21 protein-coding genes are annotated in these 20,138 nt (G+C 63.3%); 11 read left to right on the forward strand and 10 right to left on the reverse strand.

The annotated features are described in order from the left end of the window. Positions 1 to 37 precede the first annotated feature (37 nt). Positions 38 to 667 (forward strand): CDGSH iron-sulfur domain-containing protein, encoded by a 630-nt coding sequence (locus D8676_RS17745; RefSeq protein WP_121582436.1) that lies wholly within the window; start codon positions 38 to 40, stop codon positions 665 to 667. A gap of 20 nt (positions 668 to 687) precedes the next feature. Here D8676_RS17745 and D8676_RS17750 read toward each other — a convergent pair whose 3' ends face one another. Next, the gene (locus tag D8676_RS17750) at positions 688 to 1,602 is read right to left on the reverse strand and encodes a DMT family transporter (protein WP_121582437.1); all 915 of its coding nucleotides are present in this window, start codon (positions 1,600 to 1,602) and stop codon (positions 688 to 690) included. A gap of 127 nt (positions 1,603 to 1,729) precedes the next feature. Further along, the gene (locus D8676_RS17755; protein WP_121582438.1) at positions 1,730 to 1,963 is read right to left on the reverse strand and encodes a hypothetical protein; all 234 of its coding nucleotides are present in this window, start codon (positions 1,961 to 1,963) and stop codon (positions 1,730 to 1,732) included. A gap of 205 nt (positions 1,964 to 2,168) precedes the next feature. Between D8676_RS17755 and D8676_RS17760 the strand changes: the two genes are divergently transcribed. Next, on the forward strand, positions 2,169 to 2,753 hold the full coding sequence (locus D8676_RS17760; protein WP_121582439.1) for a hypothetical protein: 585 nt from the start codon (positions 2,169 to 2,171) through the stop codon (positions 2,751 to 2,753). Here the strand turns inward: D8676_RS17760 and D8676_RS17765 are convergent, their stop codons facing one another. From D8676_RS17765 to D8676_RS17790, 6 genes are all read right to left on the reverse strand, one after another. Continuing rightward, positions 2,754 to 4,037, reverse strand: a complete 1,284-nt coding sequence (locus D8676_RS17765; protein ID WP_121582440.1) for an amidohydrolase family protein — start codon at positions 4,035 to 4,037, stop codon at positions 2,754 to 2,756. After that, positions 4,034 to 4,975 carry an ABC transporter permease gene (locus tag D8676_RS17770; protein WP_121582441.1) on the reverse strand — a complete coding sequence of 314 codons (942 nt, stop codon included), beginning with the start codon at positions 4,973 to 4,975 and terminating at the stop codon, positions 4,034 to 4,036. The genes D8676_RS17765 and D8676_RS17770 overlap by 4 nt, the downstream gene beginning before the upstream one ends. Then, the gene (locus D8676_RS17775; protein ID WP_121582442.1) at positions 4,975 to 6,024 is read right to left on the reverse strand and encodes an ABC transporter permease; all 1,050 of its coding nucleotides are present in this window, start codon (positions 6,022 to 6,024) and stop codon (positions 4,975 to 4,977) included. Before D8676_RS17775 ends, D8676_RS17770 begins: the two co-directional genes overlap by 1 nt. A 27-nt stretch (positions 6,025 to 6,051) precedes the next feature. Continuing rightward, positions 6,052 to 7,500: an ABC transporter ATP-binding protein gene (locus D8676_RS17780; RefSeq protein ID WP_245426902.1), complete on the reverse strand. Its 1,449-nt coding sequence runs from the start codon at positions 7,498 to 7,500 to the stop codon at positions 6,052 to 6,054. 259 nt (positions 7,501 to 7,759) lie between these two features. After that, the gene (locus D8676_RS17785) at positions 7,760 to 8,794 is read right to left on the reverse strand and encodes a BMP family protein (protein ID WP_121582444.1); all 1,035 of its coding nucleotides are present in this window, start codon (positions 8,792 to 8,794) and stop codon (positions 7,760 to 7,762) included. Between the two features lie 143 nt (positions 8,795 to 8,937). Beyond that, entirely contained in the window at positions 8,938 to 10,125 is a 1,188-nt protein-coding gene (locus D8676_RS17790; protein ID WP_121582445.1) for a glycosyltransferase, read from the reverse strand. Positions 10,126 to 10,279: 154 nt separating this feature from the next. Between D8676_RS17790 and D8676_RS17795 the strand changes: the two genes are divergently transcribed. The 7 genes from D8676_RS17795 to D8676_RS17825 all read left to right on the forward strand — a co-directional run bounded on the left by D8676_RS17795 (position 10,280) and on the right by D8676_RS17825 (position 17,590). Continuing rightward, the gene (locus D8676_RS17795) at positions 10,280 to 12,037 is read left to right on the forward strand and encodes an ABC transporter ATP-binding protein (RefSeq protein WP_121582446.1); all 1,758 of its coding nucleotides are present in this window, start codon (positions 10,280 to 10,282) and stop codon (positions 12,035 to 12,037) included. 198 nt (positions 12,038 to 12,235) lie between these two features. After that, positions 12,236 to 13,717: a recombinase family protein gene (locus D8676_RS17800; RefSeq protein ID WP_121582447.1), complete on the forward strand. Its 1,482-nt coding sequence runs from the start codon at positions 12,236 to 12,238 to the stop codon at positions 13,715 to 13,717. Positions 13,718 to 14,409: 692 nt separating this feature from the next. Then, the gene (locus tag D8676_RS17805; protein ID WP_121582448.1) at positions 14,410 to 14,700 is read left to right on the forward strand and encodes a hypothetical protein; all 291 of its coding nucleotides are present in this window, start codon (positions 14,410 to 14,412) and stop codon (positions 14,698 to 14,700) included. Between the two features lie 551 nt (positions 14,701 to 15,251). Continuing rightward, positions 15,252 to 15,968 (forward strand): hypothetical protein, encoded by a 717-nt coding sequence (locus D8676_RS17810; protein WP_147448216.1) that lies wholly within the window; start codon positions 15,252 to 15,254, stop codon positions 15,966 to 15,968. Positions 15,969 to 16,025: 57 nt separating this feature from the next. After that, positions 16,026 to 16,742 (forward strand): hypothetical protein, encoded by a 717-nt coding sequence (locus D8676_RS17815; RefSeq protein WP_121582450.1) that lies wholly within the window; start codon positions 16,026 to 16,028, stop codon positions 16,740 to 16,742. A 3-nt stretch (positions 16,743 to 16,745) separates the two neighbouring features. Then, complete coding sequence (locus D8676_RS17820; protein WP_121582451.1) at positions 16,746 to 16,949, forward strand: hypothetical protein; 204 nt, start codon at positions 16,746 to 16,748, stop codon at positions 16,947 to 16,949. 95 nt (positions 16,950 to 17,044) lie between these two features. Continuing rightward, the gene (locus D8676_RS17825) at positions 17,045 to 17,590 is read left to right on the forward strand and encodes a hypothetical protein (protein ID WP_121582452.1); all 546 of its coding nucleotides are present in this window, start codon (positions 17,045 to 17,047) and stop codon (positions 17,588 to 17,590) included. A gap of 214 nt (positions 17,591 to 17,804) precedes the next feature. Here D8676_RS17825 and D8676_RS17830 read toward each other — a convergent pair whose 3' ends face one another. Together D8676_RS17830 and D8676_RS27370 are read right to left on the reverse strand one after the other, a co-directional pair. Then, positions 17,805 to 17,993, reverse strand: coding sequence for a hypothetical protein (locus D8676_RS17830; protein ID WP_121582453.1), 189 nt, complete (start codon positions 17,991 to 17,993; stop codon positions 17,805 to 17,807). Positions 17,994 to 18,051: 58 nt separating this feature from the next. Continuing rightward, positions 18,052 to 18,210 carry a hypothetical protein gene (locus D8676_RS27370; protein ID WP_183097137.1) on the reverse strand — a complete coding sequence of 53 codons (159 nt, stop codon included), beginning with the start codon at positions 18,208 to 18,210 and terminating at the stop codon, positions 18,052 to 18,054. Between the two features lie 179 nt (positions 18,211 to 18,389). Between D8676_RS27370 and D8676_RS17835 the strand changes: the two genes are divergently transcribed. Further along, positions 18,390 to 18,662 carry a helix-turn-helix transcriptional regulator gene (locus tag D8676_RS17835; RefSeq protein WP_183097138.1) on the forward strand — a complete coding sequence of 91 codons (273 nt, stop codon included), beginning with the start codon at positions 18,390 to 18,392 and terminating at the stop codon, positions 18,660 to 18,662. Between the two features lie 431 nt (positions 18,663 to 19,093). Then, positions 19,094 to 20,137, forward strand: coding sequence for a dipeptidase (locus D8676_RS17845; protein ID WP_121582455.1), 1,044 nt, complete (start codon positions 19,094 to 19,096; stop codon positions 20,135 to 20,137). The last annotated feature ends 1 nt before the right edge of the window (position 20,138 follow it).

A 20,138-nucleotide genomic window follows, 5' to 3' on the forward strand; every position in this document is an offset into this window, starting at 1 on the left:
TGCTAAAGTCGCCTTGCACGCGCTGAGGAGCTTACCCATGACCCGACACTTCGTCGAAGGCGGGAAGATCGATATCGGGTTCGACGGCAAGCGATGCATCCATTCGCGCAACTGCGTGCTCGGCCATCCGGAAGTCTTCGTGCCTAACGCTCCGGGCGAATGGATCCATCCGGACGCCGCCTCGGCCGAGGCGATCACCTTCGTCGCGCATAGCTGCCCGTCGGGCGCCATCACCTACCGGCGCAAGGATGGCGGGGCGGAGGAGCAGCCGCCGGTGGTGAACCTCGTGCGGCTGAGGGAAAACGGGCCGCTGGCCTTCAATGCCGAAATGGAGATCGCCGGCGAGGCGTCGCTGCGCGCCACGCTCTGCCGCTGCGGTGCGTCGGAGAACAAGCCCTATTGCGACGGCAGCCACAGCAAGATCGGCTTCACCGCCAGCGGCGAGCCGGCCTCGAAGGAATCGAAGGCGCTGGAAGCGCGCAACGGGCCGGTGAAGGTATCACCGCAACCGAACGGTCCGCTGCGGGTCGACGGCAATCTCGAAGTGGTCAGCGGCACCGGCCACACGATCGACCGCGTGACGAGGACGTTCCTCTGCCGCTGCGGCCACTCCTCCAACAAGCCGTTCTGCGACGGCAGCCACAAGAAGGTGGGCTTCGTCGGCTGACCGGTTTTCCGGGGATTGCCCTACGTGTTGACGCCCTTGGGAACGTCCTCGGGCTCCACGGTCGACTTGACGCTCTGGCGGTGGAAGATGAACAGGCCGGCCAGCACCACTATGGCGGCGCCGACGAGGATGCGGATGCCGGGTACGTCGCCGAAGAAGAGCCAGCCGAGGATCACGGCCCAGAGCAGCAGCGTGTAGTGAAGCGGAGCGAGCACCGCAGCCGGAGCGAGCTTCAGCGCGCGAACGATCATCAGATGCGCGACGCAGGAAACGATGCCGAGCAGGAGCATGCCCGTCCACTCGACCGATGTCGGAGCCTTCCAGCCGCCGAGCACGAGGATCATGCCCCCGCCCAGGATAAGCGAGCATACGGTCTGCCAGGTCACCAGCGTGGTGTCGCTGGTGCCGCGCAGCACGCGGCCGAGGATGATCGTCACGGCGAAAAGCAGGCTGCCGGCGACGGCGTAGAACGACGCCAGCGAGAAATCGCCCGAGGGTTTCAGCATGATGAGGACGCCGACGAAGCCTACCAGGATGGCAATCCAGCGGCGCCACCCGACCCTTTCGCCGAGCAGCATGTGAGACAAGGCCGCCACGTAGATCGGACCTGCCATGTAGAAGCTGAACACGTCGGCGAGCGGCAGGTAGTAGACGGAGGCGTAGAACATCGCTGTTTCGAGAGCCGTCAGCACGGCGCGGGCGACCTGCAGCCAGGGCCGCTCGACGTCGAACAGCGCGCGCCTTCCCTGACGCGCCATCATCGGGCCGAGGACGACGAATGCGCCGATCGAACGGATGAACAGAACCTGGCCGACGGAGAGCGTCGCGACCAGCCACTTGCCCATCGCATCGTTCAGCGAGAACATGAAATCGCCGCCGAGCATCAGGAGGATGCCGAGCAGGATCTGGTTTGCGGGATTGCGAAGCGCGTTCATGGCCTAGGATGCACGGGGGAAAGAGGTAGGTAGCCGCATTCCCCTACCCTGGCGAGGCTAAAACTCCCATCCCCTTGGGCCACGTCGGTCCGACGATAGAGCCTCGCCCGAAGCAGTGGGGCCGGCCTCAGTCGATGACCACGACGGCGCCGCCGACAAACCCGTCGACATAAGGGCCGTTCCTCAGCCGCGCACGCCGGTCGAGGTCGAGGCGCTGCATGCATTCGGCAAAGGCATCGTTGCGTTTCTTGAAGCCGTAGTCGCGGCAGCGCTGCTCGTCGGCGGCGCGCTGCTCTTCCGGCGTCAGGCAACCGGACAGCAGAACGGTCAGCGCCAGGACAGGCAAGAGCCACAGTCTCATCGTCGGTCTCCGGAGCATGCTCATAAACCGGACTCTTATAGTAGACTTTATTGCGGCGCGGGAAAAGCGCCGATTGCGCTTTGCAGAAGCAAGACGTCCTCAGGTTTTAATCAAAAATTAAGTTTCCCGCCCGGCACGGTTCACCCCTGGCTAACTCGATGGTAAAATCGCAGCAATGAGAAGGATATCGATCTTTGTGGCAGCCATGCTTGCGTCTGCTTTCAGCGGGCACGCCTTCGGATTCGACTATCGAATCGATCCTTCGACGCCGCACGGCTCGCAACTTCGACTGAGCTTCGCCGACAGGTCGCCCCTGGTTTCCGATCCTGGTCCGGCGGGGGCGCTGGTGGCCGCCGTGCCACCCGAGTATGCCTCCGCCATGACCTGGTACCGCGTCGCGCTGGCACAAGGCTACCAGCCACCGCTGGTGGCGCGCTCGCAGCTCTACAGCGACCAGTTGCCGGAGCCGTTGCAATGGGCGTGGAGTGCGCCGAACGGCGACCTCGTCGCGCGCACCGGCAAGGGGTCGTTCCTGCTGTCCTTCGAGGACAGCGGCAAGAACTGGTTCCGCGAGCTGAACTGCCGGCTCGTGCAGTGGCCGGACGGCGACGCGCAGGCGGTCATGAACTGCAATGACGGCACCCAGCGCACCATGCTGATCCCCGAAGAAGGGGGCGTGGTGATCGGCAACGTGCAATACAAGCGCGCCTTCCAGCAGGCGCCGGTAAGTTTCGACGACCTGCTGCCCTCAGACTACCAGCCGACCGAGGCCGAACCCTCGATCGAATAGCTATCCCGCCGGTCTGTGGCGGCGGTTGACCTGGCCAGGGCGGCCGGGAAGCGAAAGCTGCGTGTCGCGCCGCGGCCGCTCGGCGACCACCTTGCCCCGCGAGACGACACAGAGACGCTCGGCGCGCAGCCGGAGCGCCTCGACCGGATTGCCGGCGTCGAGCACGACGAGGCTGGCGCGTTTTCCCACCGCAAGGCCGAGATGCTCGAGCCCCATGATCGCGGCGTTGACGTTGGTCACCATGTCGAAGCAACGCGCCATCTCGACAGGCGAAGACATCTGCGCCACGTGCAGGCCCATGAAGGCGACGTCGAGCATGTCGGCGGTACCAAGCGAATACCAGGGATCGAGCACGCAATCCTGGCCGAAGCCGACGCGGATGCCGTGGGCGATCATCTCCTTGACCCGCGTCATGCCGCGGCGCTTGGGATAGGTGTCGTGGCGCCCCTGCAGCATGATGTTGATCAGCGGGTTGGGGATTGCCGAGACTTCTGCCTCTGCGATCAGCGGCAACAGCTTCGAGACGTAATAATTGTCCATCGAATGCATCGACGTCAGGTGGGAGCCCGCCACCCTGCCGGCGAGGCCGAGGCGCTGCGTCTCATAGGCGAGTTGCTCGATGTGGCGCGACAGCGGATCGTCGGTCTCGTCGCAATGCATGTCAACCATGAGGCCGCGCTCGGCGGCTATCTCGCAGAGCTCAGTGACGGAGCGCGTGCCGTCGGCCATGGTACGCTCGAAATGCGGGATGCCGCCGACGATGTCGACGCCCATGTCGAGCGCGCGGATGGTGTTTTCGCGAGCGGTCGGCGAGCGGTAGAGCCCGTCCTGCGGGAAGGCGACGAGCTGCAGGTCGATATAGGGCGCGACCTCTTTCTTCACCTCGAGCAGCGCCTCGACGGCGAGCAGGCGGTCGTCGCAGACGTCGACGTGGGTGCGGATGGCGAGAAGGCCCATCGACACGGCCCAGTCGCAATAGGCAAGCGCCCTCTCCTTCACCGCCTCGTGGGTAAGCAGCGGCTTCAATTCGCCCCACAGCGATATGCCTTCGAGCAGCGTGCCCGACGCGTTGATGCGCGGGATGCCGTAGGAGAGCGTGGCGTCCATGTGGAAATGCGGGTCGACGAAAGGCGAGGAGACGAGGCAGCCTGAGGCGTCGACGACGCGGCCGGCCTCGGTCGCGATCGACGGCTCGATGGCGGCGATGCTTTCGCCATTGATGCCGATGTCGGCGCTCTTGCCGTCGGGCAGGACACCGCCCTTGATGACCAGGTCAAAACTCATCTTTCGCCTTTCTGATATGGCACCATCAGCGCCTTGGGGTAGGTCGCGCGGCGGGCGACGAGGATGAGCGCGAGGATGGACAGGGCGTAGGGCATCATCAGGAAGATCTGATAGGGCACCACGCCGCCGCTCAGTTGCTGCAGCCGCACCTGGTAGGCGTCGAAGGCGGCGAAGAGGATGGCGCCGATGAGCGCCTTGCCCGGACGCCAGGAGCCGAAGACGACCAGCGCGATGCAGATCCAGCCGCGGCCGTTGATCATCTCGAAGAAGAAGGAATTGAAGGCCGACATGGTGAGGAAGGCGCCGCCGACCGCCATCAGCGCGCTGCCGGCCATGACAGCGCCCATGCGGATAGCGGTGACGCTGATGCCTTGCGCCTCGACCGCCGACGGGTTTTCGCCCGCCGCGCGGATCGCGAGACCGAGCGGCGTGCGATAGAGCACCCAGGCGGTGAGCGCGACGGTGAGGAAAGCGAGATAGGTGAGCGGCGTCTGGTTGAACAACGCCGGGCCGACTACCGGGATGTCGGACAGGCCCGGGATCGGCAGCGGCTGGAACGGCTCGATCTTCGGCGGCGAGGTGACCTCGGGCAAAGCCAAGCGGTAGGTGAAATAGGTGAGGCTGGTGGCAAGCAGGGTGACGCCGATGCCAACCACGTGCTGCGACAGGCCGAGCGGCACGGTGAGCGTCGCGTGGAGCAGGCCGAACATGGCGCCGGCGAGCGCGGCGACCAGCACACCCGTCCACAGATCGCCGCCGGCATAGACGGTGAACCAGCCGGCGAAGGCGCCAGCCGTCATGATGCCCTCGATGCCGAGGTTGAGGACGCCCGCGCGCTCGCAGATCAACTCGCCCATGGTGGCGAAGATCAGCGGCGAGGCGATACGGATCGCGGCGACCCAGAACGAGGCGGTGAGGAGGATGTCGAGCGCTTCCATCACTTCCACCTGAGCCTGTAGCGCGTGAACAGGATCGCGACGACCATTGTGAGCAGCGCGGTCGCCACCATCACGTCGGCGATGTAGCTCGGCACGCCTGCGGAGCGGCTCATGGCATCGGCACCAACGAAGATGCCCGCCACGAATATCGCCGAGGCGACGACACCGATCGGATTGAGCATGGCGAGCATGGCGACGACGATGCCAGTATAGCCGTAGCCCGGAGACAGATCGAGGGTGAGATTGCCCTTGAGGCCGGAAACCTCGCTGAAGCCGGCAAGCGCGGCGAGGCCGCCCGAGAGCAACGCAGTCTTCATGAGCACCGAGTTGACGGGGACGCCGGCGAAGGAAGCCGCCTGCTGATTGTGGCCGACGGCCCGCATCTCGTAGCCGAGAACCGTCTTCTTCATGATCACCCAGACGACCAGCGCCGAGACGAGCGCCATGACGAAACCGTAGTGCAGGCGCTTGCCCTGGACGATACGCGGCAGTTGCGCATCGGCGATGACTTTCGGCGATTGCGGCCAGCCAAGACCCATCGGGTCCTTCAGCGGCCCTTCCAGCAGCATCGAGACGAAGAGAAGCACGATGAAGTTGAGGAGCAGGGTGGTGACCACCTCGTCGACGCCGAAGCGGGTCTTCAGCACGGCGGGGCCAAGCAACAGCACGCCACCCGCCGCCATGGCGACGATCACGATGATCGGGATGAGCAGAAACGCCGGCAGCGGCAACGCACCGGTGCCGAGCACGACGGTGACCACCGCGCCCATATAGAGCTGGGCTTCCGCGCCGATGTTCCAAAGCTTCGCGCGAAAGGCCACCGCGACGGCAAGACCGGTGAAGATCAGCGGCGTGGCGCGGGTCAGTGTTTCGAGCAACGCGAATTGCGAGCCGGCGGCGCCCTTCCAGACGAGATGGAAGACGGAGAAGGGCGAGGCGCCGGCGGCGAGCACCAGCAGAGCCGTGATGGCGAAGGTCAGCGCGATCGCCGCCACCGGGTAAAGCAGCGTGACCGCGAAGGACGGCGCGGGTTTCGGTTCAACGCGCATCGCGTACTCCGGGCGCTGCGGTCACCATCAAGCCGCCTCCATGTCGTGGCCGGCCATCAGCGCACCGAGTTGCGCGACCGTGCGTTCGCCACGCGGCGACGCCGCCGACAACCTGCCCTTGGACATGACGATGATGCGGTCGGACAGCGCCAGGATCTCCTCGAGGTCCTCCGAGATCAGCAGGATGGCGGCGCCGCGTGCGCGGGCTTCGAGGAGCTTGCCGTGTACATAGCCGACGGCGCCGACGTCCAGGCCGCGCGTCGGCTGGTTGGCCAGAATGACTGATGGAGCCGAATCGAGCGCACGTCCGAGGATGAGCTTCTGCATGTTGCCGCCGGAAAGCAGGCGTATCCGCGCTTCAGGCGACGGGCATTTGACATCGTAGTCGGCGATGATCTCCTCGGCGAATTTTCGCGCGGCCCGCCAGTCGAGGAAGCCGCGGCGGCTGAAGCGCGACGTACGATAGCGTTCGGCGATCACGTTTTCGGTGACGCTCATGTCGCCGATCGTGCCGACGGCGTGCCGGTCCTCGGGAATCCGGCCTATGCCGGCCGAAAGCGCCGCCCGCGGGGACCAGTTCTTCGCCAGGTTGCCGCGGACGATGATTTCGCCTGAGGCGGGAGCCTCGACGCCCGAGATTAGGGCGGCGAGCGCTGCCTGTCCATTGCCCGACACGCCGGCGAGGCCGGTGATCTCGCCGCCGCGCAGCGACAGCGAGATGCGGTCGAGCGTCACGCCGGCGCCGCGCCGCGCGGTGGAGACGGCATTGAGCACGAGCTGGAGTTGTCCCGGCTCCGGCGGCGGGACCGGCGGCGAGACCACCTCCTGTCCGACCATGAGCGCGGCAAGCTCGCTCCGGCTGGTCCCGGCGGTGACGCGCTCGCCCGCCAACCTGCCGCTGCGCAGCACCAGGACGCGGTCGCTGACCGACATGACCTCGTTCAGCTTGTGCGAGATGAAGATGATCGAAAGCCCCTGCCCCACCAGGAGCTTCAGCGTGGCAAAGAGCGCGTCGGTCTCGGCCGGCGTCAGCACGGCGGTCGGCTCGTCCAGGATCAGGATCCTGGCGTCGCGGTAGAGCGCCTTCAGTATCTCGACCCGCTGACGCTCGCCGACGGAGAGCGAAGCGACGCGCGCGGCGGGATCGACGGCCAGCCCGAACTCCCATGACAGCTTCTCGATGCGCTCGCGCGCGCCGATGCGGTCGAGCTTCCAGTTGAGGAACCCCTGGGTGCCGAGCGCGATGTTCTCCAGCACCGTCATGTTTTCGGCGAGCGTGAAGTGCTGGTGGACCATGCCGATGCCGGCTTCGAGCGCGGCGCGGGGATCGCCCGGCGGCAGCGGCTTGCCGAAGACTTCGACGGCGCCCTCGTCGGCGACATAGTGGCCGAAGAGGATGTTCATCAGCGTCGTCTTGCCGGCGCCGTTCTCGCCGAGCAGCGCGACCACCTCGCCGCGCGCGAGCTCGAAGGAGATCGCGTCATTGGCGAGAAGCGGACCGAAGCGCTTGGTGACGCCGGAAAGGCGGAGGACTGGTGGAGCAGCGCCTTCCCCTCCCCCTTGAGGGGAGGGTGGCGGCGAAGCCGCCGGGTGGGGTCGTTGCGGCAATGCTCAGCCCTCTCGCACGCTCAGGAAACCAAGTGTGGCAAGTGGAGCGCTTCCGCAACAGCCCCACCCGTCCAACCGCCTACGGCGGTTGTCCACCCTCCCCTCGAGGGGGAGGGGAACGCCCCGCTCAGCTCGATTTCGGCTCGGTATCGTTGATCTCGACCGTGAACGAGCCGTCCTTGATCGCCTTCTCCTTCTCGGCGACCTTGGCCATGACCTCGGCCGGGACCTTGCCCTCGAAGGTGCCGAGCGGCGCCAGCGAGCAGCCGCCGTGCTTCATGAAGGAATAGATGCCGTAGTCGGCCGCCTTGAAGGTGCCGGCCTTGACCTCCGATATCGCCTTGTCCAGCGTCGGCTCGAAATGCCAGAGCGCCGAGGCGACCACCGTCTCGGGATAGTCCGCCTGGGTGTCGATGACGTTGCCGATGGCGAGCACGCCCTTCTCCTTGGCCGCGTCCGACACGCCGAAGCGCTCGGCGTACATGATGTCGGCACCGCCATCGATCTGCGCGAAGGCCGTCTCCTTGGCCTTGGGCGGATCGAACCAGGAGCCGATGAAGGCGACCTGGAACTTCGCCTCGGGCGCGGTTTCCTTCACACCGGCCATGAAGGCGTGCATCAGCCGGTTGACCTCGGGGATCGGGAAGCCGCCGACCATGCCGATGTTCTTCGACTTGGTCATGGCGCCGGCGATGATGCCGGTGAGGTAGGAGGCGTCCTGGATATAATTGTCGAACACGGAGAAATTCGGGTTCTTGTCGTCCGGCTTGAAGGACGAGCCCATCAGGAAGGCGGTTTCGGGATAGTCCGCGGCGACCGTGCGCGCGGCCTCCTCGACGCCGAACACCTCGCCGAGGATCAGCTTGTTGCCGGCCTCGGCATATTCGCGCATGACGCGCTCGTAGTCGGTGTTGGAGACGTTCTCGGTGGCGACGTATTCGATGTCGCCGCGTTCCTTGGCGGCATTGGCCGCCTTGTGGATGCGGCTGACCCACTGCTGCTCGAACGGCACCGTGTAGACGGCGGCGACCTTCAGCTTCTCCTGGGCGAAGAGGCGCGACGGGGTTCCGATCGCGGAAAGGGCCGCGGCCGCGCCGGAGGCCTTGAGCAATTGCCTGCGCGAGACAGCCGGAAGGCCGGCAAGAAATTGATTTTTGGGCATATTCGGACCACCTCTGGTTGGTTCAGGGTTCGGGGTCATCCCGTCCTGTTTTTTTATTGTTTGGTCAAGGTAGGCGAATTCCAGAAAGCGGGCAATCGCGTGGACAGCCGCACCGGCGCCATGTCCACGGTCTCCACAGAGGGTCATCGCGAAGCCACGGCCAGCAGGCCGTCGGCGACCTGACGCCACGTCCGCAACCGGCTGCGCGGCGGCGGCAGGGCCGCGAATTCGCCCTGCACCGCCCGGCGCAGCGCCGCTGCCATCCCGGCCTCGTCGCGCGGGTCGAAATAGGTCACATGGCCGCCGCCGACTTCCGGCAGCGACGAGAGGCCGGAACTCAGGCAGGGCTTCGCCATCCACAGGCTTTCGCCGACCGGCAGGCCCCAGCCTTCCTCCAGGCTCGGAAAGACGGTGAAATCGCAGAATTCGTAGAGCCTGGCGAGTTCGGACTCGCTGACCGGCCCGAGAAGCTCCACCGTGCCCCCGACATTGCCTGTCCGTCGCAGAAAAGCTTCCAGTTCCGCGCCTTCTATGACCTCCCCGGCAAGGACGAGTGTCGGGAGCTCGTCGCCGAACTCCCTCCTGAGCCTGTCCCACGCGCGAACGAGCGCGATCTGGTTCTTCCGCAGGCCGATCGAGCTGACGCAGAGGACGGTCTGCCGGGCGGCCAAGCCGGACAGACTGTCCCGCATGGGGCCTGCGACGGGCTTGAACTCATGCGCCAGCGGCACCACCGAAACGTCGACGGGCACGTCCTGCGAGGCGGCGTAATCGCGCAGGTCCGCCTCGACATGCCGCGAGGCGCAGATGAAACGATGCCCCCGGCCGAGCGCGGCGTCGAGCCATAGTCTGAAGGCTTCACCGAACGTACCGGGATTCATCACGAATTCCGGATGACGCAGCGGAATGAGATCGTGGCAGAACCAGACGACCCCGCAGGCCGGAGGCCGGGCTCCGAACAAGTAGCCGTGGCGCTTGGGAAAACCCCAACCGGCGCCAAGCAGGAGCAGCGTGTCATCCGGCCCGGGCACGATGCGGCTGGAGCGAAGCACGCCCATATAGGCGCGGGCACGGCGCAGATTGTCCCTTGCGGCGGGGTTCAGCCGCCGCAGGTAGTCCAGATCGCGGGCCAGCAGCCGCCTGCCGTCGATCCGGCAGAATGCCCGGCTTATCCTGGAGAAAAACACCGGAACGACCTCCGGCTCCCTGTCGAGAAGCTCGGCAAGACAACGGGCGATGACCCGCGGTATGCCGTTGGGGTGCTCCCGCAGGAGCATCAGCGAAACCAGGTCCGTCACGTCGAAAAGGATGCGGTTTCGGCCTGCAACCATGGAATTTCCGAATTTGAGGCTCAATGCGACCGGCCCGGACCGCCGCCGCGCGGCTCCCGCGGCAGGCACACATATCCGTTTCAGCCGTGACTTGAATAGGTCGATCCTATATACGCCGGCTGCCCCGGGACGTTCGGCACCAGGAACACCTCTATTGCTCAAATTCTTCCGTTCATCGGCTAACCAGCGCCTGATTGGCCGCCTCTTGCGGGAATCGTTCCGCAAGCATGCCAGAACCTACAGCGTCGCCATCGTGGCAATGCTGATCATGGCGGCGATGACGGCGGCGAGCGCCTGGATCATGCGCGACATCGCCAACGAGTTTTCGGGCCCGAAGGACATCGACAGCATCTATCTGATCGCCGGCGCGGTCGCCGCGATCTTCATCATCAAGGGCATCGCGACCTACGTTCAGACGCTGTTTCTCAGCCGGGCCGGCAATGCGATCATCGCCGACCGGCAACGCAAGATCTACGACCGCATGCTGGATCACGGCATCGAGTTCTATCATTCCTACTCGTCGGCCGACCTGATCATGCGCATGACGCAGGGCGCCAACGCGGCGCGCAGCGTGATCGACATAATGGTCACGTCGTTCATCCGCGACCTTTTCTCCGTCGTCGGCCTCGTGCTGGTGATGGCGATCCAGCAGCCGCTGCTGTCGCTCGTCGCCTTCATCGTCGGGCCGGTCGCCATCTTCGCGGTCAACAAGCTGCTGAAGAAAACCAGGCGGATCATGAAGAAGGAACTGGTTTCCGTCTCGATGATCATGCGCGTGATGCAGGAAACCGTGTTCGGCGCCCGCATCGTGAAATCCTTCAACCTGGAAGGCGCGATGCGCACCCGCATGTTCGACGCCGTGGCGAATGTCGAGCGTCGGGCAAACAGCATCGCCGCGCTCGAGGCCATCACCAGCCCGATCATGGAAACGCTGGCAGGTCTGGCGATCGCCGGTGTGATCCTGGTCAGCGGCTATCTGATCGTCCAGGGCGGGCACACGCCGGGTTCGGTGATGGCCTTCATCACTGCGCTGCTGCTCGCCTACGAGCCGGCCAAGCGGCTGGCGAGGGCGCGCGTGTCGCTCGAGAAGGGCATGGTCGGCGTCAGGCTGATGTACGAGATCGCCGACCGGCCGCTGCAGCTCGAGGAGGCCCCCGACGCCAAGCCGCTGGCGGACGGCCCCGGCGAGATCAAGTTCAACCACGTGACCTTTTCCTATCGGGACGAAGAGCCCGTCCTCAAGGATCTCGACATCGTTTTCCCCGCCGGCAAGATGACGGCGCTGGTCGGCGCCTCGGGCGGCGGCAAATCCACCGTGCTCAACCTGATCATGCGCCTCTACGATCCGGATAGCGGGCAGGTCCTCGTCGACGGCCAGGACATCAAGCCCGCCAGGCTGCACTCGCTGCGCGAGAAGATCGCCTATGTCAGCCAGGACACGTTCCTGTTCGACGAGACGGTGATGCAGAACATCCGCATGGGGCGGCAGGAGGCGACGGACGAGGAGGTCATCGAGGCGGCGAAGGCGGCCAACGCGCATGCCTTCATCAAGGCGCTGCCGCAAGGCTACGACACGCCCATCGGCGAAAACGGCGTGCTGCTCTCGGGCGGCCAGCGCCAGCGCATCTCGATCGCGCGGGCGATGCTGCGCAATTCGCAGATCCTGCTGCTCGACGAAGCGACCAGCGCGCTCGACGCCGAATCCGAATCGCTGTTCCGCGATGCGCTGGAGAATTTGCAGGAGGGGCGCACGACCATCGCCATCGCCCACCGTCTGTCGACGGTGCACCGCGCCCACAAGATCATCGTGATGGACGCCGGGCGCGCGATCGAACAGGGCACGCACGCCGAACTGCTCGCCAAGCCGGACGGCGCCTACAGAAAGCTGCACGAATACCAGCTCCTGCCCTGAGCCGAGCCGGCATCCACCGCTTTCCGGCTTGACGGCGCGCACGCGACGATGCCCATTTCCGGGCACCGTTTCAAAGGCCGTTAAGCAGGAGATACCGATGCAGCTCGTTTTCGACGGCCACAACGACGTGCCTTGACGTTCACTCTACGTACAAGGTAAAGATTCCTCCAGAGACGCAACTCACTGGAGGGCTTGACCATGCTTACACCTCGCGACCTCAAGGGACGCCGCGCAATCTCCTACGCTCGCTGGTCATCCGACCGACAGAGCGCCGGGGATAGCTTGCGCCGACAGACCGAGGAAGCCGAGCGCTTCTGCCTCACCTACGGCCTCACCCTCGACCACCAAATGGTCGACAATGGTGTCTCGGCATTCAAAGGTGCGAACCTTGAGGCCTCCCTTGGTCGCTTCGTTGAAGGCGTGAAGGCAGGGACAATTCCGTCTGACACTGTCCTACTGGTCGAGGCTATGGACCGCGTGTCCCGCGTGAACCACATGGATGCTCTGGAGTTCTTCCACGGGGTCCTCAAGACCGGCGTCACCATCGTGACGATGCTAGACCAGAGGGTCCACACGCTGGAGGACTACCGCTCCAACGTTGCCTCCGTTCTCATGTCCATCATGGCAATGTCTGCGGCCAACGAATACAGCGCCAAGCTCAGCGAGCGAGTGGAGCAATCCTATATCGGTCGCGTCGAACGCGCTAAGGACGGTGCCCGCGTGAAGCTGTCCAAGGTTCCCTTTTGGATTGATCAGAAGACCCAGGAACTCAATGGCCGTGCCGACGATGCCCGCCTAATCTTCCGCCTCGCAAGCGAGGGGGTCTCTCACCATTCCATTGTCCTTCGCCTAAACACTCTCGGAATCCCGAGTGCCAAGGGCGGCCCGTGGGTTAAGAGCGCCGTTCAATCCGTCCTAGCAACACCCGCCGCCTATGGTGCCCTGAGGCTTAAGGGCGAGACGATACCTGACTACTTCTCCGCCCTGATCACTGAGACCGAGTGGCTTGCAATCCAGCACCGCGCCAAGGTGCGCCGCTCAAACCCTCAGGCAAACAACGCGGCCAACCTGTTTTCCCGGCTCACCCGCTGCGGACACTGCGGCTCTGCCATGACCATGACGACGTCGAGGGTCTCCAAATACCGCTATCTGGCTTGCTCTGGTCGAGTGACCAAGCGCACCGACTGTGACGCGCCGAACTGGCATTACGAGACCTTTGAGAATGCCTTCCTCGACCGCATCGGCTTCCTCGCTGTCCCCTCCACCGACGCTCCTCGAGAGGACCCCACGGCCTCCATCATGGACGCCCTCAGCGCCCTTGAGACCAAGCGGGAGAACGTGCTTGCTGGCATGAGCGAGGCCACCGATGTGGCCACCCGCGCCATCCTCCTGCGACAGTCCGACGAGTTGGGTGCGCGGATAGACGCTACTAAGCGCCAACTTGTCGAGGCTCGCGAGAGCGCCGCCCGTGCTTCCTATACCGCAGGAACAGACTTCACCGAGGACGCTGCCCGGATCAAGGTAATGTCCGTGGAGGACCGAGAGGGTGCTCGTCGTCTCATCGCTGATCTGGTCGAGAAGATCGAACTGGAGAGCGATGGGGACGTGCGGCTCGCGAGTGTCACCCTAAGGAGTGGCCGTCAACAGAACATCGTTTTCGGCAACGCAGAGCCTCAGTGAAAATTTTGGATAACCATCTGTTCCTAATTGCTATTTACACTTTGTCGGCAATTAGCGCCCCATAATGTACAGAGAAGCTCAAAATTAGCGACAGCTAATATTGACATACAGAGATTACGAGGGTCGGCAATTACCTCCTCATAATGAGATACAGCGAACGCTCTTCCATCGCTGTCCCGTGAGATATCTTTAGGTTCCCTTGGGAGGTTTATGTTGGTTGATCCTTTCCAGCATCCTCCTCCCGAGGGCCTTTTCCCTCTCCTTCTGCATCCGTCCTAGTCTTTCCTCCCTGTTTTTGACTGGGTGGCAGGTTTTGGCTTGGGTGCCTTACTGTTGCATAGCCACACTACCAAGGGGGCACCCATGCTCGCCACGCTGCTACCAGCAGCTGAGCAATAGCCGTTCCTTGACTCAGGGACCGTGGCTGGAGTCGCTCTGACACCTTCCGGGCTCCCATACACCGGCCAAGCCTCAAATCGCTTCCATCCACCATTTCTGAGTCGTGTGCGGCATCGTCCGTCCCAGTGTCACGGATCGCCCCTGGCTGACTCGCAGACCGTGGCTGGAGACGCGCTAGGCCCTCAGGGCTCCCCAAGTACCCATGAGCCGTCAATCCGGCTCTATCCACGCTTCCTACCCCGAGGAAGCGCCTTCCGCCGACACACACTCGGCACCATCCCCACAAGGAACCCATGAGCCAAAAAGAATCCGCCCCGGATTACCGGGACGTGGTGGTGCAAATCAGCCCCGCCGCTCGCATCATCAACTGCAAAGACAACATCCAATGGATCGTCCAGACGCTCAAAGGAGGACGCTGGCGGTCAGAGAATTACTGGACGTGGCGAAACCCGATGCTCGCCCATCTCGAGATTCGCGACGAACACTGGGGCGAGACTGAGTTCGTTCTGACCAGCGAGACAAGGAACGCAATAGAAGCTTTGCCAGACCGGCATGGCCGAGGACGGCAACCTATCCCGGCCTAATTTGGAGAGACTATAGGGGGGAACTTAAGAGCCTTAAGATACCTCAAGTCTCTCCGAAGAGTTTATCTGAGAGGTACTATCCTCAAGGGACACCATAGTGAACTGGTGAGAACTCAGGTTCTCACGGGTTCCCTCTTGTATCGGATCCCTGCTCATCGGTTCGTTTCGACGTCAACGAAAGCTAGTCGGTCAATCCGGCGCAGCTTCGGCATTGCACATCACCGATCGGACCAAAGAACCGCTCGCCACACAACTGGCAGATAAGATTCCCCTCCAGTTGGCCGCGTGGCCGAAGACCCAAGCCGACCAGTCGCGAATTGCGTCTAGCCCACCACCGGCGCTCGTGGGCTTCCCGCTTCTCGGCTGCAACCACTTTGTCGTGCCAGTCCCACGCTTCGTCGTACTTGTTTCCGCTCACGGACAGCTCCCGCAATGTGAGTGGACGCATGTTGCTCCGTTGGAGTGAAAAACTGCTGAAAGAAATCCTTACAATGCCAGCCCCCATCACCATAGGCCGACCGTCAGACTGGCGTGTCGGTAAGCAATCTCCCGTGTCCACGCAGCGGCTGCGCTGTCGCCAGATAGTCAATGAGACGAAGCCTTGCGATGTCCCCGGCTGCGACCACCAGCGCAGCGGCGTCGGTCGATACTGCCGAAGCCATCGCGATGTCGCCAGCAAGCGCGGGGACCCTCTAGCTCGTCTCCCGTCCCGCAACGAACTCGCCATCTTCAAACATGCCATTGGCGTCTATCTCGCGACAGACCCTGCCTTGGCTAAACGTATCTCGGCGGACCTCGGGGCCCTTGAGCGCACCAAGGCTTTGCCGCCGTCCTTCTGCCTTTCGCCAGCCGACATTCATCGGAAGTTGCCGCAGGTCGCCAAAGCCACCGGCCTCCTCGCTAATTGGCAGCACCGGGAAGGGAAGACCTATACCGAGGCCGTCGATAACGCGCTCGCTCTCATGGGCTGGATGCTGGTCTACTACGACAGCGGCCTAGCCGGAGGCATCTGGCGCAACCGCGAGGCCTTCCTGCGCACCCGTGCCGGTGCCTTGCTCGGCGATTTCCGCAAGACCATCGCGGGCAAACCGGTTTCCAAGGAGGCCTCAGGGGCAACCCACCGCCACCTCGGCAAAGACTTCGTCCACCACGCAACGACGATCTACGGCGCGTCCTTCTGGTCATCGCCTGTCACCACTCAGGACGGGCAGGACATGACCCTGCTCGACTACACCAAACTAGCTCTCAAGGCCGCTAAGCTGCTGTGATGCATCAGCATCTAGAGCAGCGTGGCCTACTCTGAACACCCAAAAGGAAAACCCAAGATGTCTTACGACGACGATGGCGGAATGCTCCGCCTCCCATCACCCCATGACCCGAACTCCGGTTATGTCGCGCCCCGCTATGCCATCGGCTCTGCTCCTGCACCGGCTCCCGAGGGCATGGTCTTTGTCCCCGGCCTCAACACCTACGTCGACCACGACATAGCTGCTCAGCTTGGGTTGTCTGGGCCCGCTACGGGAACGCAGGGAGCCCCTGATAGTGCTTCACCCACTCTCAACCCGCTCGCCCTAGCCGACGAGCTTGGCGAGGAAGTCCTGAACCCTGAGGAACTCGAGATTTCCGACGAGGAGCTTGAGGCCCTCACGGACGAACTTGAGGCACAGTCCGACCGCTCCCCCTCGCTGTCACCGACGCTGGACGACATTGCCGATCATTTCGGCGGCGCGTTCGATGCTGCCGTTGACTTGCTTGTAGGCGGCACTGCCGAGGATACCCTTGAGCTTCTCTCGGAAGCCACCGGCCTCGACACGCAGACCGCCGCCACGCTGATCGAAACTACAGTGATGGAAGCAGAGCCCGTCGCCTCCGAACACATCGGCAGCGATCGCTGGGCCTCCATTGTCTACGCCGCAGCGGCCACACCGGACCCGCTAGCCAAACGCATCGTGGCAGAATTTATCCAGGGCAACATTGAGCCGAGCAAGCTCATGGATGCTTACGCATACTGGTACGACCGCCTGCCGGATGGGGAGGACTGAGCCATGTGTTTCATCGACCAGCCTGAGCCCATCAAGCCAACGCCGCCGCCTGAGGTTCTCAAGCAGGCGGCTCCCGACAAGAAGACCGCAGCGCAGCCTAGCCGCTCCTCGACACTCGCAGTTGGCACCAAGAAGTACCGGAACGAATCCGGCCTCGGCAGCGGTGGTCTGGGCATCAAGAAGAGCCCGACCGGCATCACGGTATGACGGCTGACCTCATCATCATCGCCGCCCTTTTGATCGCCTCCCACGCATACACACTCTGACTTTGTCAGAACGACAAACTTGAAAGGAAACTACACATGGCAAAGAAGCCGCTGTCCCGCGATGAACTCATCGCCCAACTAGAAGCCCTCGACACTGCAACCGAAACCGCCAAGCTGGAGGCCGAAGTCTCCCGCCTGACTGGGGAGGTCGCAGCACTGACCGCTCAGCGCACCAGCCTTGAGAAGCAGGTCCGACAGTTTGAGAAGGACATGGATACGATCCGACAGGCAGTTCGAGGTATCGACATCCGCTCCCGCACTTACGGTGCCGATGAGCGATCACAGGCCCTCATGGAAGCCGCCGCTGCCGCCTCGCGCACGTCGATGGCGCATGTAGGCGTCGGAATCAGGAAGGGCACCCACGATCCCGTTACGGGCCTTGAGTACACCGCCGACACCAAGACGGTGCGTGACCTGTCGGCAGGGACCCCCAAGGTCACCAGCGCCGAGCTTGAGCGCATCTTTCCAGAGATGGCTGGTCCTGTAACCTACGTCACCGAGGAGGAGGCTGAGGCCTCCTTTACTGCCGACGCCGCACTGCTCGACAAGTCCGTCTCCGCTTCGGAGATTGCTGGGGCCTAAGCCGCCTCCAGCAACCCGAGGGAACCCTCACGCCCTTCTTTCGTATCTCACCTGTGATTGAAGATTGCGCGAGGGTTCCCTCACGCCGCGCTAGCGGCCCAGGAATCGTGGATGGAGACGGGCGAAGCCCTGTCAGGTGTCTGTAGCCCCGGAATATGCCAACGAGGCTCCATGAGTGGTCTATAGAGTCTGGGGAGCCATCTAGGCCGCGCACTTAGCCTACAAACCAGAGAAGCCAGACAACACCGGCCACGCCACCGCCTAGCAGAAGGGCACCTAAAAACGTAATTTCTGCCACTTCGGCCACGAGGTTAAGCAGGCTTTTGAGAAACCAACGGCCTTCTGAAGAGAATAGCATTACGAAGATCAGGCCAACAATAAAACATGTGACGATCAGCGCCATAACAGCCTCCCACTCGCCATAACAACAAGACATAAGAGTGGCGCTGATCTAAGCGAAGTTATGGCGCGTCGACTTCAACCACTTGGAAGTCGTCGGTTCCCTCAGGTGCGTTGTCCCATCCGAACACGCAAGCGTCCCAATGGGAAAACGCGAGGGTGCGCAGGGTGCCATGGGTGTACCCGGCTTCGTTGGTGAAGGTGATCAGGTAGCTGGTCATCGGCAAGGGTGTCCCTTAGGTGGCGTGATTGCCGGTGCCCATCTTTCACACATCGGCGTGGGAATGAAGACTTCTATCGTGGAGGCTGCGCTAGTGGAGCGATATTGATTGCTTCAGCACACCGGCGTTCATAAAATGCCCAACCGTTTTGCCACAGCAACGTAAATTGAGGGGGTACCATGATCACTGCCGAACAATGCAAAGCGGGCCGCTCAGTTTTTGGGTGGACCCAAGACCATCTCTCCGAAAAATCCGGCGTGTCTCTTGAAGCCATCCAGGCATTTGAAGGCGGAGTGCGGACACTCAAACCGACCTCCCTACAAGGTTTGCGATCGGCTCTGGAACACGGCGGCGTTGAGTTCACTAGCGACGGAGCGCGCTTGTACGCGGGAGGCATTCGGGGGATCACCCTAGACCCCCGCGCCATCGGGAAACGTGACGAACTGGAATGAGGGCTTTTCCCAATGCCGTAGTGATCCTCCTGCTGTTTGTGACCGGCACAAGCGCCCAAGACGATGGGTGCAGCAAGGAGACACTTGAAATTCGTGAGAAGGCAGAGGACGGAAGCACCCTTCGCCTTGAGTTCGGAAGCCGTTGGGCAATCGATCGCGCCGAATGGCCGCATACACGCGTGTGGTTACGCCTTGAGCGGGTTCACATTTGCAAGGGTGGCTTGCGGAAGGAGAGGACGCGACACGTGGTGAACGCAGTCCGGGTCGAATAACCAGCGACTATTTCAGAGAAAAATTTGTATGCGTATAACGTACAAACAGAAGCGCTAAATCCCCCCCGTGGGGGCACCCTCTGCACATTCGTCCGACCTATCCCGCGAACGCCATTTGAGCCATGCGTTTTCCGCATTCCGTAGATCGACCATTAAAGTGTGCTCTACCGCTTGTGGAACCATGCGGCCAAAGGCACGGATCCCGTCGCCGAGTTCATCGAAGGCTCTGAGGCGGCCGGCTATGACGGTGCCGAGCGCGGCCACATCGACATGGCGCGGGCCCGGAGCGGCGGCCTCGCCGGCGGGCTTTGCGCGATCTACATCACCTCCGGCCATCTCGATTTCGGCAAGCCTGACGAAAGGGGCAACTACGAAACGCCGCTTTCCAAGCCGCTCGAGCGGCAGCCCTCCCTCGACATCGCGCTCCAGATGGCGGCGATCGCGCTGCGCATCGAGCGGGCGGGCGGCTGGAACATCTGCCGGAATTCGCGAGACATCGCCGCTGCGATAGAGGCCGGCAAATTCGCCGCGGTGCTCCACATGGAGGGTTGCGAGGCGATCGACGCCGAGCTTTCGGCGCTGGAGACATTCTACGCCGCCGGGCTGCGCTCGCTGGGCCCGGTGTGGAGCCGCAACAACATATTCGGGCACGGCGTGCCCTTCGCCTATCCGATGAGCCCAGACACCGGCCCCGGCCTGACCGAGGCCGGAAAGCGGCTGGTCGGCGAATGCAACCGGCTCGGCATCATGATCGATCTCGCCCACATCACCGAGAAGGGCTTCTGGGACGCAGCGAAACTCTCCGACCAGCCGCTGGTGGTCAGCCACTCCAACGTGCATGCGATCACGCCGGTGGCGCGCAACCTGACCGACAGGCAGCTCGACGCGGTGCGGGAGAGCAAGGGGCTGGTCGGCCTGAACTTCGCCGTCGGCATGCTGCGGCCGGACGGGCGCGAGGACGCGAACACGCCGATATCGGACATGATCCGGCACATCGACCATCTGGTCGACAGGCTGGGCATCGAAGGCGTGGCGATCGGCTCCGACTTCGACGGGGCCACGGTGCCGGCGGAGATCGGCGACGCGGCAGGCCTTCAGAAGCTCGTTGATGGGCTGCGGGACGCCGGATATGGTGACGGCGACCTGGCAAAGATATGCCGTGACAACTGGCTGAGGGTACTGGCCTCGGCCTGGCATGAGTGAA

Source organism: Mesorhizobium sp. YM1C-6-2 (genome assembly GCF_003666685.1).
Taxonomy (GTDB): Bacteria; Pseudomonadota; Alphaproteobacteria; order Rhizobiales; family Rhizobiaceae; genus Mesorhizobium_K.

Coding starts and splice junctions, on each gene's coding strand:
- D8676_RS17750 (WP_121582437.1), bottom strand. CDS start 1,602: ATGAACGCGCTTCGCAATCCCGCAAACCAGATCCTGCTCGGCATCCTC.
- D8676_RS17760 (WP_121582439.1), top strand. CDS start 2,169: ATGCTTGCGTCTGCTTTCAGCGGGCACGCCTTCGGATTCGACTATCGA.
- D8676_RS17785 (WP_121582444.1), bottom strand. CDS start 8,794: ATGCCCAAAAATCAATTTCTTGCCGGCCTTCCGGCTGTCTCGCGCAGG.
- D8676_RS17825 (WP_121582452.1), top strand. CDS start 17,045: ATGGCAAAGAAGCCGCTGTCCCGCGATGAACTCATCGCCCAACTAGAA.
- D8676_RS27370 (WP_183097137.1), bottom strand. CDS start 18,210: ATGACCAGCTACCTGATCACCTTCACCAACGAAGCCGGGTACACCCAT.
- D8676_RS17755 (WP_121582438.1), bottom strand. CDS start 1,963: ATGAGACTGTGGCTCTTGCCTGTCCTGGCGCTGACCGTTCTGCTGTCC.
- D8676_RS17820 (WP_121582451.1), top strand. CDS start 16,746: ATGTGTTTCATCGACCAGCCTGAGCCCATCAAGCCAACGCCGCCGCCT.
- D8676_RS17805 (WP_121582448.1), top strand. CDS start 14,410: ATGAGCCAAAAAGAATCCGCCCCGGATTACCGGGACGTGGTGGTGCAA.
- D8676_RS17815 (WP_121582450.1), top strand. CDS start 16,026: ATGTCTTACGACGACGATGGCGGAATGCTCCGCCTCCCATCACCCCAT.
- D8676_RS17765 (WP_121582440.1), bottom strand. CDS start 4,037: ATGAGTTTTGACCTGGTCATCAAGGGCGGTGTCCTGCCCGACGGCAAG.
- D8676_RS17745 (WP_121582436.1), top strand. CDS start 38: ATGACCCGACACTTCGTCGAAGGCGGGAAGATCGATATCGGGTTCGAC.
- D8676_RS17790 (WP_121582445.1), bottom strand. CDS start 10,125: ATGGTTGCAGGCCGAAACCGCATCCTTTTCGACGTGACGGACCTGGTT.
- D8676_RS17830 (WP_121582453.1), bottom strand. CDS start 17,993: ATGGCGCTGATCGTCACATGTTTTATTGTTGGCCTGATCTTCGTAATG.
- D8676_RS17800 (WP_121582447.1), top strand. CDS start 12,236: ATGCTTACACCTCGCGACCTCAAGGGACGCCGCGCAATCTCCTACGCT.
- D8676_RS17775 (WP_121582442.1), bottom strand. CDS start 6,024: ATGCGCGTTGAACCGAAACCCGCGCCGTCCTTCGCGGTCACGCTGCTT.
- D8676_RS17835 (WP_183097138.1), top strand. CDS start 18,390: ATGATCACTGCCGAACAATGCAAAGCGGGCCGCTCAGTTTTTGGGTGG.
- D8676_RS17770 (WP_121582441.1), bottom strand. CDS start 4,975: ATGGAAGCGCTCGACATCCTCCTCACCGCCTCGTTCTGGGTCGCCGCG.